The organism is Agromyces ramosus (assembly GCF_004216665.1).
GTDB classification, from domain to species: Bacteria; Actinomycetota; Actinomycetes; order Actinomycetales; family Microbacteriaceae; genus Agromyces; species Agromyces ramosus.
The window spans coordinates 741,339-757,926 of the sequence record NZ_SGWY01000003.1; the positions used below are offsets into that span (position 1 = coordinate 741,339).

Genomic DNA, 16,588 nt, shown 5'->3' on the forward strand with positions numbered 1-16,588 from the left:
CGTCGCCGCCGCTCAGCGCGCATCGGGCATGAGCTCGCGGGCGCGCCGCAGCAGAGCGCGGAAGGCGGGCACGTCGAGGTCGGCCAGCGAGGCGAACGTCAGGGCGGCGGATCCGACCTTCACGGCGCCGAGCTCGCCCGCGCGGCGCTTCACGAGGTACTCGCCCTCCTCGGCGGCGTTCACGTAGACGCTCAGGTGGCGCTGCTGCTCGGCGACTCCGACGAGGAACCACTCCACGGATGCCCCGCGCGGGCGCGGCTGGGTGATGCCGCCGTACCCGACGATGCGCTGCTCGGTGCCGCCCCACATCGCGCCTTCCCAGAGCACGCGCTCGAGGCCGGCGAACTCCTCGGAGATGATGCGGTCGAGCGCCCGAAGGTCGTCGCCGCGCGCACCCGCGGCGCCCGCGAGGAAGCCGTCGACGTCGGCATCGGTGCGTTCCATGGTCCAACCTCCCTCGCCGTGACGCTAGCAGGGGGCGGAGAAGCCGCGCCATGGGCGCGCTCACCGCGGCGACGGCGCTGGCTCCGTTCCGCGCCGCCGCTGCGAAATGCATGATGAGCGCGCGTCCAAGGCTCCCAGTACGCCTCCGCCGGGCGCTCATCATGCATTCCCGCGCGGCACCCCGGTGACCGACGGCGCAGCGCTGCTCGACCGCGGCGCTCAGCCGGCGAGCAGCTCCTGCATCCGCTCGATCTCGGCCGTCTGGGTCTCGATGATCGACGCCGACAGTGCGAGCGCCTCGTCGCTCTCGCCGTTCTCCTGGTGCCGCTCGGCCATGTCGATGGCGCCCTCGTGGTGCTCGATCATGCCCTGCAGGAAGAGTTCGGTCCCGGTCGTGCCGTCGGCCGCCTCGAGCTCGTCCAGCTCCTCCTCGGTGAGCATGCCGTCCATGCCGCCCATGCCGCCGGCGTCGTCGGCGTCCATCATCGACGGCGCACCCCACTCGTCGAGCCACGACTCCATCTGCTCGATCTCGGGGCCTTGGGCGGCCGCGATCTCCTCCGCCAGCTCGACCACCTCGGGGACGACGCCGTCCTTCGCGAGGATGAGGTCGCTCATCTCGATCGCCTGCTCGTGGTGCGGGATCATCATCTGCGCGAACATGATGTCGGCCCGGTTGAACTCCGACGAACCGTCGGTCTGTCCCATCCCATCGTGATCCATGCCGTTCCCCATGCCGCCACCGCGCTCGGCGACGATGGCGCATCCGGCGAACGCGAGTGCGGCCCCGAGCGCGACGACGGCACCCACGGCGATGCGGCGTCCGGTGTTCATCGTGCCGCCACCTCGTACCCGGCCTCGGCGACTGCGGCGGCGATCACCGCGGCGTCGACCGGCGCGGAGCTGCGGACGGTCACCGTCGAGACGCCGCCGGCCACGAGCTCGACGTCTACGGAGTCCACCCCGTGCACCGCACCGAGTTCCTCGGCGACATGGCGGACGCAGTTGCCGCAGGTCATGCCCTCGACGCCGAACTCCGTGGCGTGGCGCACCGGGTCGGCGGCCGCGGCATCCGCTCGCTCGATCGTGAGGTGCGTCGGCGCCGCGTCGACCGCGCAGCAGGCGCATCCGCCGGAGAGTGCGAGTTCGATGCGCCCATCGGCGTTCGGGGTCATGGTCGGTTCCCTTCGAGTCGTTTCCACCACCATACCCCCCTAGGGTATAAATGGCCACCCGCGATCGATCGTGGAAGCATTTGCGGAGAAAGTCCGCAGCGATGTCGATCCGGCCCCGAGCCCGTTCGACGCCAGAGTGAGACGGGCGCCATGCCCGCACGACGAAGGAGAGACGACGATGAAGTACATGCTGATCATGCGGGCCACCGACGAGGGCATCGCCGCCTACCAGGACCTCGACTTCAACGAGGTCATCGCCGCCATGGGCGCGTACAACGAGTCGATGATCAAGGCCGGCGTGCTGCTCGCCGGCGAGGGGCTCTCCGACGCGAAGGAGGGCTTCGTGGTCGACTTCGACGCGACGCCTCCCGTCGTCACCGACGGCCCCTACGCCGAGGCGAAGGAGCTGTTCAACGGGTTCTGGATCATCGGGGTCTCCAGCAAGGAGGAGGCCGAGGAGTGGGCGAAGCGCTGCCCGCTCGGTCCGGGCGCGCGGCTCGAGGTGCGTCGCGTCAACGAGCTCGAGGACTTCCCGCAGGACAACGAGTGGATCCAGAAGGAAGCCAAGTGGCGTGAGGAGGCCGAGGGCCGGCTGGGGGCCGCGAGCGAATGAGTCCGGATGCCTCGGGCGCGGTCGCACCGGCGCACGACGCCGACGCCGACCGCGCCCGGCGCGCCCTCGCCGCCGTCTGGCGCATCGAGTCCGCCCGGATCGTGGCGACCCTCACCCGGTTCGTCGGCGACGTGGGGCAGGCCGAGGACCTCGCCCAGGAGGCCATGCTCGAGGCGCTGCGCCAGTGGCCGATCGACGGGGTCCCGCGCAACGGCGGAGCCTGGCTCACGGCCGTTGCCAAGCGCCGGGCGATCGACGGATGGCGCCGGCGGGAGCGGCTCGACGAGCGGTACGCCGCGATGGCCCGCGATCTCGAGGAGCAGGAGCGCACGGCATCCGCCACCTTCTGGGACCCCGACACGATCGACGACGACGTGCTGCGACTCGTGTTCGTCGCCTGCCACCCCGTGCTCTCGCGCGAGGCGCAGATCGCGCTCACGCTGCGCATCGTCGGCGGCCTCAGCTCGGAGGAGATCGCCCGGGCGTTCCTCGTGCCCGTCGCGACGATCCAGCAGCGCATCGTGCGGGCGAAGAAGACGCTCGCCGCGGCGAGCGTGCCGTTCGAGGTACCCGAGCCCCAGGACTACGCAGAGCGGCTCGGCTCCGTGCTGAGCGTGCTCTACCTGATCTTCAACGAGGGCTACCTGCCCGCCTCGGGCGAGCAGTGGGTGCGGCCGGATGTCTCGGGCGAGGCCCTGCGACTGGCCCGAGTGGTGGCCGGCCTCATGCCGCGCGAACCCGAGGCGCAGTCCCTCGTGGCACTCATGGAGTTCCACGCCGCCCGGTTCAGCACGCGTGTCGCCCGTGACGGCACGCCGATCCCGCTCGACCAGCAGGACCGCACCCGCTGGGACCGCGCGCAGATCGAACGCGGCCGCGCCGCGCTCGCCCGTGCCGACCGGATCGGGCGTGGACGTGCCGCGTACGGCCTGCAGGCGGCGATCGCCGAGTGCCACGCCATCGCCCCCTCGGCCGAGGACACCGACTGGGCCCGGATCGTGCTGCTCTACGAAGCCCTCGGACGCATTGCGCCGTCGCCCGTGGTGGAGCTCAATCGGGCCGTCGCCGTGGCGATGGCCACCGGCCCGGCGAGCGCGCTGCGCCTCGTCGACGACCTCGAGCGCGACGGCCGGCTCGCCGGGTACCCCGGCCTCCCCGCCGTGCGGGGCGAGCTGCTCGCCCGGCTCGGCCGCACGAACGAAGCCCGGGGGGAGCTCGAGACCGCCGCCCGGCTCACGGGCAACGAGCGCGAGCGCGCGGCGCTGCTCGCGAAGGCCGCGGCGCTTCCCCGCTCCGGGAGATGAGGAACGGGTTCAGGTCCAGCGGGTGAAACCGGCGAAGGCCTCGCGGCTCTGCGGAGTGGTGCTGTCGCCGCCCAGCGCCTGGATCTTCTCGAGCACGCCGGCCCGAGGGGTGCCGTAGATCTGCCAGCGGCTCTCCCGCTCGAGGTAGTCGGCGTAGGCGACCGCGACATGCTCCGTGATCACCGACAGGTGATGCACCATGGATTCTGCGTCCGGGTGGATCTGCACGACCGTGACCTCGTTCGACGCCGGGTCGGCGTACCCCTGGAACGACAGCAGGCGGGGCTCGTTGGGCTCCACCACGGTGTCGGAGAAGTCGATGAAGTACTTCTCGAACGCCTCGAACTGCCCGGGCTTCACGGTGTGCGTGGCGATGAAGATGAACGGTGCGGACATGGTGTCCTCCTCGGTGATGCACTCCGCCCATCGGAGTGGATGCCGAAAGACTTGCCGGACCTGCGATCCACGCGCGTCGGCAGGTCGCGCCAGACCGCCGGCGAACAGCTGGGTGATTCCACCGATTCGACCCTCCGTCCACCGATTCGACCCTCCGCCCACCGATTGGACCCTCCGCCCAGCGGTGGATCGGGAGGATGATGGGTCTGGAGGACCCGATGTCGGACGTGGGGAGTCGACTGAAGCGGGCCCGCCGGCTGCACGGCGAGGAGCGGTGGGTCGAGGCGTGCGACGCGTTCGTCGCCGTCGACGAGGTCGAGCCGCTGGGCGCCGAGGACCTCGAGCTGCTCGCCGAGTCCGCCCAGATCATGGGTCGCGGTGAGCTGGCGGTCGCGACCCTGCGTCGCGCCTATGAGGCGCGGGTCGCCTCCGGCGACGTCGATCGCGCGCTGACCATCGGCTTCTGGCTGTGGCAGGCCCTGGTCATCAACGGTGAGTTCTCGCGGGCGGGCGGCTGGGCGGCGCTGATGCGAGACCAAATGGGTCGGGCATCTCCGGACGGCGGCGCTGAGCCGTCGACGGCCGACGGCCCCATCGAGGACTCGGGATGGCTGCTCGTCACCGAGGCGTATGGGCTGATCGGGTCCGGCCGCTACGAGGAGGCGGGCGGCGTGCTGGAGCTCGCAGCCCGACTGGGCGCCAGTCGAGCGAATACCGACCTGAGGGTGTTCGCGACGACGATGTGGGGGCGAGCACTCGTCAAGGCCGGGCGCCTCGGCGAGGGCCTCGCCCGTCTCGACGAGGCGATGCTCGCGATCGTCGACCGCGACACGACACCACGGGCGACGAGCATGCTGTACTGCGGCGCCATCGCCACGTGCCTCGAGGCGCACGAGTGGGGCCGGGCGCGGGAGTGGACACTCGCCCTCGGCGGCTGGCTCGACGAGCTCCCGCACCAGAGCGGCGTGTACCTCGGCAACTGCCGGATCTACCGATCCCAGCTCTGGTGCATCGGCGGCGATTGGCCGCAGGCGCTGCACGAGTTGGGCGATGTCTGCGGTGACCTGCGGCTGGGTTTCGGTCAGCGCGTCGCGGGCCACGCCTTCTACGAGCTCGGCGAGTTGCACCGCCTGCTCGGTGATCCCGAAGCAGACCAGGACTACCGTCGCGCCAGGGATCGTGGCGCCGAGGTCCAGCCCGGCCTGGCCCTGCTACGCCTGTCCCAGGGTGAGACGGCTTCGGCGGTGGCCGGCATCCGCCGCGCGCTCGTGGAGGCCACGGATCCCCTGGCGCGACTGGGCCTCCTGCCGGCCTGCGTGCAGATCATGCTCGAGGCCGGCGATCTCGAGGCAGCCGGGTCAGCCGCCGAGGAGATCGCGTCGTTCGTCACGACGTACGACACGCCGGTGGTGCGCGCCGAGCTCGCCCAGGCCCGCGGCGCGGTCGCGCTGGCGGCCGGCGACGTCGACACGGCGCTCAGCCTGCTGCGCACGGCCGCGCGAACCTGGCGAGAGCTGGAGGCGCCGCATGCTGTGGCATCCGTGACGGTCCTGGTCGCCCAGGCGTGCCGCGTCCTGCACGACGACGAGGCTGCCGAAGCCGAGCTCGAGTCCGCCCGCGAGACCTTCGCGCGCCTCGGCGCGCTGCCCGATGTGCGCCGGGTGGAGGTGCTGCAGCACAGGACGCCCGTCCCATCGTCCACGGGAGCCGGGGCAGCGACGCACGCTCTGACGACCCGAGAGCTCGAGGTGCTCGCGCTCGTCGCGGAAGGGGCGTCCAACCATGAGATCGCTCGCCGGCTCTTCCTCAGCGCCCGCACCGTCGACCGGCACGTCAGCAACATCTTCGACAAGCTCGGGGTCCGTTCGCGCACGGCGGCTGCCGCGATGGCCATCCGGAGCCGGCTCGTCGGAGCGTGAGCGCGGCATCCGGTGCCGTGCAACGCTCGAGGGGGAGATCAGATGCCCTCCGCGACCGGCACATCCTCGGGCGCCTCGACGGCAGCCGCCCGCTTCGCCTTCCGACGCTCGCGTCCGCCCTCGACGAGGTCGTAGAGCACCGGGAGCACGATCAGCGTCAGCGCCGTCGACGACACGAGGCCGCCGATCACGACGAGCGCGAGCGGCTGCGAGATGAAGCCGCCATGCCCGGTGAGCCCGATCGCCATCGGCAGCAGCGCGAAGATCGTGGCGAGCGCCGTCATGAGGATGGGGCGCAGACGTCGTGACGAGCCGTGCAGCAGTGCGTCGCGCACGGGCATGCCGCGGTCGCGGTACTGGTTCACCAGGTCGACGAGCACGATCGCGTTCGTCACCACGATGCCCACGAGCATCAGCACGCCGACGAGCGAGGCGACGCCGAGCGGGATGCCCGTGATCACCTGCAGCGCGATCGCACCGGTCGCGGCGAACGGCACCGAGACGAGGAGCAGCAACGGCTGCAGCAGCGACCGGAACGTCGCGACCATCACGATGTACACGATGAGGATCGCCGCGAGCAGCGCGAGCCCGAGCTGCGAGAACGACTCGGCCTGGTCGGCCGAGACGCCGCCGATCGAGGCCGTCGCGCCGGCCGGCAGGTCCGCGGCGGCGATCGCGCTCGACACCTCCGCGCTCGCGGTGCCCAGGTCGTCGACGTTCGGCGTCGCCGACACCGTCGCGCTGCGCAGGCCCTGCACGGTCGTCACGGACGACGGGCCGTCGACCTCCTCGACGGTGGCGAGGGTGTCGAGTGCGACGAGTCCCGTGGAGGTCGGCACCTCGAGTGCGGAGAGCTCCTCGACGGTTGCGGGCGGGTCGTCGCTCGCCAGGTAGATGGTGAGCGTCTTCTCGTCGATCACGACCGAGCCCGCCGACTGCGGCTGCATCGCCGCCGAGACGAATCCGCCGAGCGCCACCTCGGAGTAGCCGGCCTCCGCGGCCTCCTCGCGGTTGACCTCGACCGCGACGTAGCGGCGCGACTCCGAGAGGTTCGACGAGGTCTGCGCGAGCGAGTCGAGCCCGTCGAGCTCCTCCTGCACGGCGATGGCCGCGGCCTGCAGGTCCTCCTCGTTCGACGCGGTCACGTCGACCTCGATGTCGTTCGAGGCCCCGAAGCCGCTCGACGCCGCGAGCGTGATCTCGCCAGCATCGTCGAGGTCGTCGAGCTCCGACCGCACCTCCGCCTGCAGCGCGTCCTGGTCGGCGTCCTCGTCGGTCGTGACGGAGTAGGTGACGGTCGCCCCGCCGCCGCCGCCGAGCACCGCCGCGAGCCCGCGACCGCCCGAGCCGATCGAGGTCTGCACGGTCTCGACGCCCTCGGTCTCGCGGATCACCTGCTCGACCGGCTGGGAGGCCTCGTCGAGCGCCTCGAGGCTCGTGCCCACCGGAAGCTCCTGCGTGACCTGGAACGTGTTCTGGCCCGACGACCCGAGGAAGTTGGTCTTCATGAACGGGGTGAGGGCGAGCGTGCCGGCGAGGATGAGCCCGGCGACCACCAGGGTCACGACTCCGTGCTTCAGCGTCCACTCGATGATCGGCAGGTAGCCGCGCTGGAGGCGCGACGGGTGCTCGAGCTCGTCGACGGCCTGCGCGGGGCTCTCGTCGTCGACGAAGGCCGCCGCCGCGACCTCGCCCTCGTCCTCGTGCTTGTGCAGCTTCGCCGGCTTCAGGAACCAGTAGGCGAGCACCGGCACGATCGTGAGCGCCACGAGCAGCGAGGCGGCCAGCGCGATCGTGACCGTGAGCGCGAACGGGCGGAACAGCTCGCCGGTGACGCCCTCGACGAGCGCGAGCGGCAGGAACACGGCGACGGTCGTGATCGTCGACGCCGTGATCGCGCCCGCCACCTCGCGCACGGCGCGCACGATCGTCGATGCCTTGTCGACGCCGGCCACGAGGTGGCGCTTGATGTTCTCGATCACGACGATCGAGTCGTCGACCACGCGGCCGATCGCGATGGTGAGCGCGCCCAGCGTGAGGATGTTGAGCGTGTAGTCGGCCGCCTGCAGGCCGATGAACGTGATGAGCACCGACGTCGGGATCGAGATCGCGGTGACGAGGGTCGCCCGCACCGAGAGCAGGAAGACGAGGATCACGATCACCGCGAAGAGCAGGCCGAGCAGGCCCTCGGTGGCGAGCGACTCGATCGACTGCTGGATGTAGGGCGCCTGGTCGAACACGACCGTGAACGTCGCGCCGGGGTTGGTGGTGTCGAGCGACGACTCGAGGTCGGGCATGATGGCCCGCACGGCGTTCGAGACCTCCACGGTGTTGGCCGCGGGGAGCTTGGTGACCGAGATCGTGAGCGCGGACTCGCCGTTCACGCGCGAGATGCTCGTCACGGGGTTGTCGGCGAGCTCCACGGATGCCACGTCGTCGATCGTCGTGGCCGGCGGCTCGGCCGGGGCGGCGGCGCTCGGGAAGGAGGCCGCCCCGGCGCCCGGCGCCGACGGCTCCGTCGCGCCGAGCACGGGGAGCGCGGCGATCTCGGCGACGCTGCCGAGCGTCGCGCCGGTCTGCACGGCGAACGTGGAATCGCCCTCGGTGATCGTGCCTGCCGGGACGAGCAGGCCGTTCTGCTGCAGCGCGTCGCGGATCGCCTGTTGGCTGAGGCCGCGCGCCGCGAGCTCGACGGGATCGGGCGTGATGGTGACCCGCTGCCCGACGTCGCCGATGAGCGTCGCGTCGCGCACGCCGTCGAGGTCGCGGATCTCGCCGAGCGTGGTGCGGTCGATCTCGTCGGACAGGGCGCTGACGTCGTCGGCCCCGGTGACGGCGATGGCGATGACCGGGAAGTCGTCGAGGCTGAGGGCGAGCACCCGCGGGTCGACGTCCTCGGGCAGCTCGCCGGCGATGCGGTTCACGGCCGAGAGCAGCTTCTGCTCCGCGAATGCGAGGTCGGTGCCGTACGTGAAGCTGGCGGTCACGCGCGAGAGCCCGGTCGAGCTCGTGGTCGACGTGGTCTCGAGCCCGGTGATGCCCTGGATCGCGGTCTCGATGGGCGTCGAGACATCCGTGTTCACGACATCGGGAGAAGCGCCGGGGTAGGAGGTCACGATCGAGAGCTGCGGGAACTCGATCGACGGTGCCAGCTCCTGCTTGAGGTTCGACAGCGCGATGCCGCCGAAGATCGCGACGACGACGGTCACGAGCGCGATGAGCGCTCGGTTCTTCATGCTGAGCGCAGCAAGCAGGTGCATCCCCCGATTCTCGCAGGGGCATGTGCCGCGCAATGTCACGGGATGCTGGGAATCCCTCCCGTTCGGGTGCTGGACCGCTTCGCACCCCGCGGAGTACCGTCGAAGCACACGGGGGTGAGAACGATGACGTCAGGGGAGGCCGCACGGCGCATGCCGTGGCTCCGCTTCGCCCTGCTCGCCGTCGTCGTCGCGGCGATCTGGCTCGTCGTCAGCCTCTTCTCGAGCGCGGTCGGGGCTGCCGCCGAGGAGGTCGAGCCGCCGGGAGCGGGTGGCGCGATCGTTGACGCGAACGCTCCATCGCAGACGACGGATGCCGCTTCCGGCACATCGGGCGAGGCGGCCGAGTCGCCCACCGAGTCCGTCGTCGCGCCCGCACCCGAGCCACCCGCAGAGGCCGCCGGCGAGGCCGCGGCCGTGCCTGCAGCCCCGGCCGTCGAAGCGGCAGCACCGTCCGGCCCGGCCGCCGCCGGCACGAGCGACCATCCCGCTCCCGCGCAGGCACCGGCACCCCAGAACGACACCGCGCCCGGACCCGCCGACACCGGCGACCGACCCGCACCGGCCCAAACGCCCGCGGAAACTCCCGCACACGCACCGGCCCAGCTCCCCGAACCCCGGAACGACACCCCGCCCCGGCCCGCTGAGAAGCTCGACCACGTCCCACCCGCCCAAGCCCCCGCGGAAACTCCCGCGCAGGCACCGGCCCAGCTCCCCGAACCCCGGAACGACACCCCGCCCGGGCCTGCCGACAAGCCCGACCACGCCGCACCCGCCCAAACCCCGGCGCAGGCACCGGCCCAGCTCCCCGAACCGCAGAGCGACACCCCGCCCGGCCTCGCCGACAAGCCCGATCACCCCGCACCGGCCCAAACCCCGGCGCAAGCACCGGCGCAGGCGCCGGCCCAGCTCCCCGAACCGCAGAGCGACACGCCACGCGGGCCTGCCGACAAGCCCGACCACTCCGCACCCGCCCAAACCCCGGCGCAAGCACCGGCGCAGGCGCCTGCCCAGCTCCCCGAACCGCAGAGCGACACCCCGCGCGGGTTCGCGGACGAGGACCTCGGGATTTCAGCGGTCGAGACGGACGCGGCCGGGCACACGTCCGAGGTTCCCGGAGTGCCGGGGCACCTGGCCGCGAACACGTCGGCGCCCGACCCGGCCGACGAATCGGGACTGCCTTCCGTCGCGAGCCCATCCGTCGTGGCCGTCGCGCCCGGTTCCAAGCTGAGCGGACCGCCGAGCAGCCCCCGGCTCTTCGGTGACGGCAGCGCCTCGACCGCCGACTCGAGCTGGACGGACGTCGCGGGCACTCCCGCCGAAGCTGTGGGCACGATCACGCCCGCCGATGGCACGCCGTCCGGCGGCTCGGGCCCCGGAGCCCCCGGAGCGCCGGCCGCGGGCGGCGCTGCCGGCAGCGGTGGAGCAGGTGGCGGAGCGGGCTCCGGCGCCGGCTCCGGCGCTGCCGGGGCATCCGGAACCTCCGACGCTGCGTTCGCCGCCGTCGGACTCGACGCACTCGCGTCGCTGGTGCTGCGCTCGGTCGACGACGAACTCCCGTCGTCGCCGGTGTACGATACCGACACCACCCCTGACTGATCGGGGTCCGCTCCGCCTGCGTCTGCGCGGGCGGAAACGGTCATCGCTCCCTGCCCGGGAGCGAACACCCCAGTTCCAGTCAGGAGGACCGGACCATGCCGCGACCAGCCGTGACGGCGAGCGATGCGATCCCTCGCGGGTCCGTGCTGCGCATGGAGAGGTCCCAGCTGTTCCGCATCGGGAGGTTCCCGATGCGACGTTGACCGGGTGGGGTCCGGCGCCGCGCCCCCAGTGTCGGGTCCCACCCCCTACGGCCGTGCTGCGTGCCCGACGCGCACGGCCGGCCGCGCCGTTCTGCGCGGCCGGTGCGGGGCGGCGGAGAAATCCCGTCCGCCGCCCTGCACCCCTTCCTCATCGACAGGGAGCCCTCCGGCTCATCGATGAGAGCCCACTGGCGCGGCGGTGCGCCGCGCAGCGGCGCGGCCTCCCGGCCTCGGCGGGTCAGACCACCGAGGCGAGGAGCTCGGGCTCGGGATCGGAGACCGGGGCATGCGCCAGGGACCGCCAGGCGCGGGCGAGCGCCTGCACCGCGGCATCCGTCGTCTCGGGCGGGTAGCAGATGGGCAGGCGGAGGAAGCGCTCGAACGCGCCGTCGATGCCGAACCGCGGGCCGGCCGCCACGATCAGGCCCTCGCGTCGAGCGGTGAGGGCGAGCTGCGAGCTGACCGGCGCGCCGAGTCCGACCCAGGTGACGATGCCGCCGTCGACGTGCGGCACGTCCCACTCGGGCATGCTGCGGGCGAGGAGCTCCTCGAGGCGGTCGCGGCCGGCGCGGAGCTGCGCGCTGCGGAGCTCGAGGATCTCGTCCATGCGGTCGAGCAGGCGGGTCACGAGCAGCTGCTCGAGGATCGGCGTGCCGAGGTCGCCCGGCGACCGCACGGCGAGGAGGCGGCGGATGAGCGGGCGCTCGGCGCGGATCCATCCGACGCGCAGGCCGCCCCACACGGTCTTGCCGACCGAGCCGATGAGCACGGCCGGGCCGTCGGCCGCCATGGGCGGGAAGTGGCCCTGGCGATCGATCGAGAGCTCGGCGGTGGTCTCGTCGGCGATCACGACCGTGCCCTGGCGGGCAGCGGCGTCGAGCACCCGGGCGCGGGCCGATCGGCTCATGGTGCGGCCGGTCGGGTTGTGGAAGTCGGGGATGAGGTACGCCGCGACCGGGTTCGAGTGCCGGATGGCCTGCACGAGGCCCGCGGTCTCCTCGCGGTCGTCGTCGCCGGCCTCTCGCGGGCCGACGGGCACCGGCACGAGGCGAGCCCCTGCCGCGCGGAGGGCCTCGTAGGCGTGCGGGTAGATGGGCACCTCGGTGACGGCTCGGTCGCCCCGGCCGATGAGTGCACGGGACAGCAGGGCGATCGCGTGCTGGGCGCCGATCGTCACCATGATCTGCTCGGGCGTCGTCGGGAGGCCGCGCGCCGTGTACCGGTCGGCGATGGCCTGCCGCAGGGCGGGCGTGCCGATCGGGTCGAAGCCGGCATCGGCGAGGTGTGCGGGGAGGTCCTCGACGGCTTGCCTCGCGACCTCGGGCAGCCACGGCAGGGCCGGCGGGGCGGCCTTGGAGAAGTCGATGTACTCGCTCTCGAGGGGCGCCGGGAGCACCGCAGGGGCTCCGGGCAGCCGGGCGACACTGCCCGAGCCGCGCACGCTGTGCAGGTTGCCCTGCTCGCGGAGGTGCCGGTAAGCCGCCGTCACCGTGGTGCGGCTCAGGCCGAGCCGCTCGGCGAGGTCGCGCTCGGCCGGCAGGCGGGTCTCCACGGCGATGCGCCCGTCGACGATCAGCAGGCGGATGCGCTCGGCGAGCGCCTCGTAGGCACTGCCGGATCCTCGCCAGTCGCCGAGCAGCAGTTCGAGGGAGCGCGCGCTGAGCGCGAGGTCGGACATGAGGCCACTTTAGGCGGATTGGCTCTTTGCGGGAAGGCCAATCATGGAATTGGATTGGTTCATGCTTCGTCGCCCCGCCGACCCCGCCCCCGTGCTCGTCCGCCGATTCGTGCAGCTCTTCGCCGGGCTGTTCCTCTACGGCATCGCCATTGCACTCATCGTGCGCGGCGAACTCGGTGTCGGTCCGTGGGACGTGCTGACGCAGGGCATCGCAAAGCACACCGGCCTCGGCTTCGGCCTCATCACCGTGCTCATGAGCGGCGTGGTGCTGCTCCTCTGGATCCCCATCCGCCAGCGCCTCGGCTTCGGCACCGTCATGAACGCGCTGCTCATCGGTCCCTCCGCCGACGTCGGCCTCTGGCTCATCCCCGCGGGACTCGACCTCTGGGTGCGCATCATCCTGCTCGCCTCGGGCATCGTGGTGCTCGCGGTCGCCACCGGCCTCTACATCGGTGCGCACTTCGGGCCCGGTCCGCGCGACGGCCTCATGACGGGACTGCACCGGGTCACCGGGTGGAAGATCTGGATCGTGCGCACCGGCATCGAGCTCATCGTGCTCGCGGCCGGCTGGCTGCTCGGCGGCAACGTCGGCATCGGCACGGTCGCGTTCGCGCTCCTCATCGGCCCGCTGTGCGGGTACACGATCCCGCTTTTCGCGATCCGCCGTTCCGGCCGGATGCCCCCCGATCGCATGCCCGCCAGGCCCGCCAAGCCTGCTAACCCCGCTGGACCCGCCCGCGGCGAGAACGACACCGCCGCGGCATCCGTCACCACCGCCTGACCCGACCCTCGCACTGGAATCCCGTTGACGCGGTGGAATCCGCGAGTCCGGGGATTCCATCGCGCCGACGGGATTCCGGCGAAGCCGTGGGAACGGCGCGATCGCCCCCGAGGCCGGGACACCTCGGGGGCGATGCGCGATGCGCCTACCCGCTACAGGTTGCGCTCGGCGTAGACGGTCATCGCGTCCCGCACGAACTCGGCGCCGGCCTGGCCGCCGTAGTTCGCGCCGAAGCGCTCGTCGGCCACGTACATCTCGGCGAGGCCGAGGAAGTACTCCTTCGAGGGACCCTCCGCGCCGCCCCCCGGCGTGCCCGGGATGCCGCGCAGCCACTCGAAGTGGCGCCGGGCGAGGGCCTGCGCCTCGTCGCCGGCGGGGTCGATGCCCCGTTCGTGCGCCGAGATCCAGTCGCTGCCGAGCCCGGCCGCGCGTTCCTGCCACGCGGCCCTCTCCTCGGCGCTCATCGAGCGCCACCACGCGTCGCTCCTCGCATACGCGTCCTTGCCCCAGCGCTCCTCGACCTCCTCCTTGTACCGGGTGTGGTCGAAGCCGTCGAACATCTGCTCTGCCATGAGTCGTTCACCTCCTTCCAATGCTCCGATGGTGCGTTCGACCGACGCGATCTGCCGCGCCAGCCGGTCCTGCTCCCTGCGCAGCCACTCGAGGTGGCCGCGCAGGGCGTGCGGTGCGCTCGACTCCCGCTCGAGGATCTCCGCGATCACGGGCAGCCCGAGTCCGAGGTCGCGCAGCAGCATGATGCGCTGCAGCCGAACGAGCGCGTCGTCGTCGTAGTACCGGTACCCGTTGCCGCCGAGGCGGGTCGGCGGGAGCAGCCCGATGTCGTCGTAGTGACGGAGGGTGCGGCTCGTGGTGCCCGCGAGCTTCGCAATCTCCTGGATCGACCAGTCCATGCCTCCTCCTCTCGTGACCCGGGGCGATTCCCCGCTGGATGCCACGGTAGAGGTTGACGCTGCGTCAATGTCAAGCGGCCACCTCCGACCGCCGCTTGCGACATCCGCAAACGCGATATATCGTGTTGTGAGGCAAGACGCGATATATCGCGAAATGATCGGCACAGACCGGCGGATGCCACGCACGACGCCCGCGAGAAGGAGAACCACCATGGCCATCGAGAAGTGGGTCATCACCCCCGGCGAGTCCCGGGTCATCGACCTCGAGCTCGTGCGCAAGCTGAAGGTCAGCCTGATCGGCGGCAAGGTCGACGTGATCGCCCACGACGAGCCCGGCGCGCGCATCGAGATCTCCGGCGTCACCGGCAAGGACCTCATGGTCTCGATCGACGGCGACGTCCTCGAGATCGACCACCCGCAGCTCCGCTGGGACAACTTCATCGACGCGTTCAAGGGCTTCGTCGGCAGCGCCAAGGCCGAGGTGTCGATCCTCGCCCCGCGCCACGTCGCGATGAAGCTCGGCGTCGTCTCGGGCGCCGCACTGGTGTCGGGCTTCACGACCGACGCGAGGTTCAACACGGTCTCGGGCGACGTGGTGATCGACAACCACGAGGGCGACATCGAGCTCTCGAGCGTCTCGGGCGAGATCTCGGCGGGCAACCACACCGGCCGCATCACGGCGCACTCGGTGTCGGGCGACATCGTGGCGACGGGCGACATCGTGTCGTTCAACGCCGACACGGTGTCCGGCAGCATGATCGTCGACGCGTACGGCACCCCCGACCGCGTGGACACCAACACCGTCTCGGGCGACCTCACGGTGCGCTTCGAGCCGGGCTCGGGCGCCCGCTACCGCATCAACACGGTCGGCGGCACGGTGCTGCTCGACGACATGACCATCAGGGGCATGCTCGGCAAGGGGTTCGAGCGCGTGGTCGGAGAACTCGCCGGCCGCTGGCTCGAGCTCGGCGCCAACAGCGTCTCGGGCAGCATCTCGATCATGCGTCGCGAGGCGCCGGCGAACGCGGGCACGGCGGATGCCGCGGCGGGCACGAGCGCAGGCGATGGCGAGGCCTCGGCATGACCCCGCCCGTCTTCGCGCACGGCAACCTGCGTCTCTACCTGCTCGCGCTGCTCCAGGAGCGGCCGCGCCACGGCTACGAGCTCATCCAGGCGCTCGCCGAACGGTTCGGCGGCACCTACAGCCCGAGCGCGGGCACGATCTATCCGCGCCTCTCGAAGCTCGAGGAGGAGGGCCTGGTCTCGAAATCGACCGACGGGCGCAAGACCGTCTACGAGATCACGGCTGCCGGCAGCGCCGAGCTCGACTCCCGGCGTCACGAGCTCGATGCCATCGAGGACGACCTGACCGACTCCGTGCGGCGCCTCGCCGACGGCGTGCGCGCCGAGGTGAACGACGCCATGCGCTCGCTCCGCGCCGAGCTCGCGAGCGCCGCGCGCGAGGCGAAGCGCGCTGCGACGAGCGCGTCGGCGAGCGGTGGCGGCGCCGCGTCGGGCGGGTCCACCAACCCGCACGTCGAGTCCAGCCGAGCGGTGCACGAGGCCGACATCGTGCTCAACGAGTTCCGGCAGCAGCTGCGCACCGACCTGCGCACGCACGCGCACCGCGGGCTCGTGAACTCCGAGTCGGTGTCGGTCCTGAAGGCGCGGCTCGCCCAGGTGCGCGCCGACGTGCTCGCCACGCTCGCCGCGAGCGAGTAGGCCTCGAGCCCACCCTCGACGCCCCCGCCATGGCCCGGGCGTCGGGGGTGGGTGGTTCGATGGCCTCATGACCGACGTCGAACTCCACCCGTGGTCCCGATCCGACCTCGACCTGCTGCGCCGGGCCAACACGCCCGAGCTGATGGACCAGCTCGGCGGCGTCGAGACCGATGAGCAGGTGATCGCTCGACACGAGCGCTACCTGCGCCTGCACGCCGACGGCACCGGGCAGCAGTTCCGCATCACGATCCCGGGTCACCCCGAGGGCGTCGGCATCGTCGGCTACTGGCAGCACGACGTCGACGGCGAGCCCGCGCTCGAGGCCGGCTGGTCGGTCGAGGCGGAGTATCGCGGCCGTGGCATCGCGCCCGCGGCGGTGCTCGCCATGCTCGACCAGGCGCGGGCCGCCGGCGAGACACTGCCAGTGCACGCCTACCCGCGCGTCGACAACCCCGCCTCGAACGCGGTGTGCCGCAAGGCCGGCTTCACGCTGCTGCGCGAAGCCGACTTCGAGGTCACGCCCGGCAACACGCTGCACACGAACGACTGGGTCGTCGAGCTCGCGCCCGCCACGGCGTAGCCTCGA

15 protein-coding genes are annotated in these 16,588 nt (G+C 71.9%); 8 read left to right on the top strand and 7 right to left on the bottom strand.

Going from position 1 to position 16,588, the window contains the following annotated elements:
- Positions 1-12 precede the first annotated feature (12 nt).
- From EV187_RS15400 to EV187_RS15410, 3 genes are all read right to left on the bottom strand, one after another.
- Positions 13-444, bottom strand: a complete 432-nt coding sequence (locus EV187_RS15400) for a DUF1801 domain-containing protein (protein ID WP_130353913.1) — start codon at positions 442-444, stop codon at positions 13-15.
- Between the two features lie 219 nt (positions 445-663).
- The gene (locus EV187_RS15405) at positions 664-1,278 is read right to left on the bottom strand and encodes a DUF305 domain-containing protein (protein WP_130353914.1); all 615 of its coding nucleotides are present in this window, start codon (positions 1,276-1,278) and stop codon (positions 664-666) included.
- Positions 1,275-1,619, bottom strand: coding sequence for a heavy-metal-associated domain-containing protein (locus EV187_RS15410; RefSeq protein WP_130353915.1), 345 nt, complete (start codon positions 1,617-1,619; stop codon positions 1,275-1,277). Before EV187_RS15410 ends, EV187_RS15405 begins: the two co-directional genes overlap by 4 nt.
- A 178-nt stretch (positions 1,620-1,797) precedes the next feature.
- On the opposite strand from EV187_RS15410, the gene EV187_RS15415 reads away from it, so the two are divergent.
- Entirely contained in the window at positions 1,798-2,232 is a 435-nt protein-coding gene (locus EV187_RS15415) for a YciI family protein (protein ID WP_130353916.1), read from the top strand.
- Positions 2,229-3,536, top strand: a complete 1,308-nt coding sequence (locus EV187_RS15420) for an RNA polymerase sigma factor (protein ID WP_130353917.1) — start codon at positions 2,229-2,231, stop codon at positions 3,534-3,536. Before EV187_RS15415 ends, EV187_RS15420 begins: the two co-directional genes overlap by 4 nt.
- Before the next feature lie 9 nt (positions 3,537-3,545).
- Here EV187_RS15420 and EV187_RS15425 read toward each other — a convergent pair whose 3' ends face one another.
- Positions 3,546-3,932, bottom strand: a complete 387-nt coding sequence (locus tag EV187_RS15425; RefSeq protein ID WP_130353918.1) for a hypothetical protein — start codon at positions 3,930-3,932, stop codon at positions 3,546-3,548.
- A gap of 197 nt (positions 3,933-4,129) precedes the next feature.
- Here EV187_RS15425 and EV187_RS18900 point away from each other — a divergent pair, with 197 nt between their 5' ends.
- Positions 4,130-5,851 (top strand): helix-turn-helix transcriptional regulator, encoded by a 1,722-nt coding sequence (locus EV187_RS18900; protein WP_130353919.1) that lies wholly within the window; start codon positions 4,130-4,132, stop codon positions 5,849-5,851.
- Positions 5,852-5,889: 38 nt separating this feature from the next.
- Here the strand turns inward: EV187_RS18900 and EV187_RS15435 are convergent, their stop codons facing one another.
- Positions 5,890-9,111 carry an efflux RND transporter permease subunit gene (locus EV187_RS15435; protein WP_130353920.1) on the bottom strand — a complete coding sequence of 1,074 codons (3,222 nt, stop codon included), beginning with the start codon at positions 9,109-9,111 and terminating at the stop codon, positions 5,890-5,892.
- A 123-nt stretch (positions 9,112-9,234) separates the two neighbouring features.
- Between EV187_RS15435 and EV187_RS15440 the strand changes: the two genes are divergently transcribed.
- On the top strand, positions 9,235-10,707 hold the full coding sequence (locus tag EV187_RS15440) for a hypothetical protein (protein WP_130353921.1): 1,473 nt from the start codon (positions 9,235-9,237) through the stop codon (positions 10,705-10,707).
- 441 nt (positions 10,708-11,148) lie between these two features.
- Here the strand turns inward: EV187_RS15440 and yczR are convergent, their stop codons facing one another.
- Positions 11,149-12,588: a MocR-like transcription factor YczR gene (yczR, locus tag EV187_RS15445; RefSeq protein WP_130353922.1), complete on the bottom strand. Its 1,440-nt coding sequence runs from the start codon at positions 12,586-12,588 to the stop codon at positions 11,149-11,151.
- A gap of 61 nt (positions 12,589-12,649) precedes the next feature.
- On the opposite strand from yczR, the gene yczE reads away from it, so the two are divergent.
- A complete protein-coding gene (gene yczE, locus EV187_RS15450) occupies positions 12,650-13,369 on the top strand; it encodes a membrane protein YczE (RefSeq protein ID WP_207221856.1) in 720 nt (239 codons plus the stop codon).
- 152 nt (positions 13,370-13,521) lie between these two features.
- Here the strand turns inward: yczE and EV187_RS15455 are convergent, their stop codons facing one another.
- On the bottom strand, positions 13,522-14,280 hold the full coding sequence (locus tag EV187_RS15455; RefSeq protein WP_130353923.1) for a MerR family transcriptional regulator: 759 nt from the start codon (positions 14,278-14,280) through the stop codon (positions 13,522-13,524).
- Positions 14,281-14,491: 211 nt separating this feature from the next.
- On the opposite strand from EV187_RS15455, the gene EV187_RS15460 reads away from it, so the two are divergent.
- The 3 genes from EV187_RS15460 to EV187_RS15470 all read left to right on the top strand — a co-directional run bounded on the left by EV187_RS15460 (position 14,492) and on the right by EV187_RS15470 (position 16,582).
- Entirely contained in the window at positions 14,492-15,364 is an 873-nt protein-coding gene (locus tag EV187_RS15460) for a DUF4097 family beta strand repeat-containing protein (protein ID WP_165391226.1), read from the top strand.
- Positions 15,361-16,002, top strand: a complete 642-nt coding sequence (locus EV187_RS15465; protein ID WP_130353924.1) for a PadR family transcriptional regulator — start codon at positions 15,361-15,363, stop codon at positions 16,000-16,002. Before EV187_RS15460 ends, EV187_RS15465 begins: the two co-directional genes overlap by 4 nt.
- A gap of 67 nt (positions 16,003-16,069) precedes the next feature.
- On the top strand, positions 16,070-16,582 hold the full coding sequence (locus tag EV187_RS15470; protein ID WP_130353925.1) for a GNAT family N-acetyltransferase: 513 nt from the start codon (positions 16,070-16,072) through the stop codon (positions 16,580-16,582).
- Positions 16,583-16,588 lie beyond the last annotated feature (6 nt).

Coding starts and splice junctions, on each gene's coding strand:
- EV187_RS15465 (WP_130353924.1), top strand. CDS start 15,361: ATGACCCCGCCCGTCTTCGCGCACGGCAACCTGCGTCTCTACCTGCTC.
- yczE (WP_207221856.1), top strand. CDS start 12,650: ATGCTTCGTCGCCCCGCCGACCCCGCCCCCGTGCTCGTCCGCCGATTC.
- EV187_RS18900 (WP_130353919.1), top strand. CDS start 4,130: ATGATGGGTCTGGAGGACCCGATGTCGGACGTGGGGAGTCGACTGAAG.
- EV187_RS15400 (WP_130353913.1), bottom strand. CDS start 444: ATGGAACGCACCGATGCCGACGTCGACGGCTTCCTCGCGGGCGCCGCG.
- EV187_RS15420 (WP_130353917.1), top strand. CDS start 2,229: ATGAGTCCGGATGCCTCGGGCGCGGTCGCACCGGCGCACGACGCCGAC.
- EV187_RS15470 (WP_130353925.1), top strand. CDS start 16,070: ATGACCGACGTCGAACTCCACCCGTGGTCCCGATCCGACCTCGACCTG.
- EV187_RS15405 (WP_130353914.1), bottom strand. CDS start 1,278: ATGAACACCGGACGCCGCATCGCCGTGGGTGCCGTCGTCGCGCTCGGG.
- EV187_RS15410 (WP_130353915.1), bottom strand. CDS start 1,619: ATGACCCCGAACGCCGATGGGCGCATCGAACTCGCACTCTCCGGCGGA.
- EV187_RS15435 (WP_130353920.1), bottom strand. CDS start 9,111: ATGCACCTGCTTGCTGCGCTCAGCATGAAGAACCGAGCGCTCATCGCG.
- EV187_RS15415 (WP_130353916.1), top strand. CDS start 1,798: ATGAAGTACATGCTGATCATGCGGGCCACCGACGAGGGCATCGCCGCC.
- EV187_RS15440 (WP_130353921.1), top strand. CDS start 9,235: ATGACGTCAGGGGAGGCCGCACGGCGCATGCCGTGGCTCCGCTTCGCC.
- EV187_RS15455 (WP_130353923.1), bottom strand. CDS start 14,280: ATGGACTGGTCGATCCAGGAGATTGCGAAGCTCGCGGGCACCACGAGC.
- yczR (WP_130353922.1), bottom strand. CDS start 12,588: ATGTCCGACCTCGCGCTCAGCGCGCGCTCCCTCGAACTGCTGCTCGGC.
- EV187_RS15460 (WP_165391226.1), top strand. CDS start 14,492: ATGGCCATCGAGAAGTGGGTCATCACCCCCGGCGAGTCCCGGGTCATC.
- EV187_RS15425 (WP_130353918.1), bottom strand. CDS start 3,932: ATGTCCGCACCGTTCATCTTCATCGCCACGCACACCGTGAAGCCCGGG.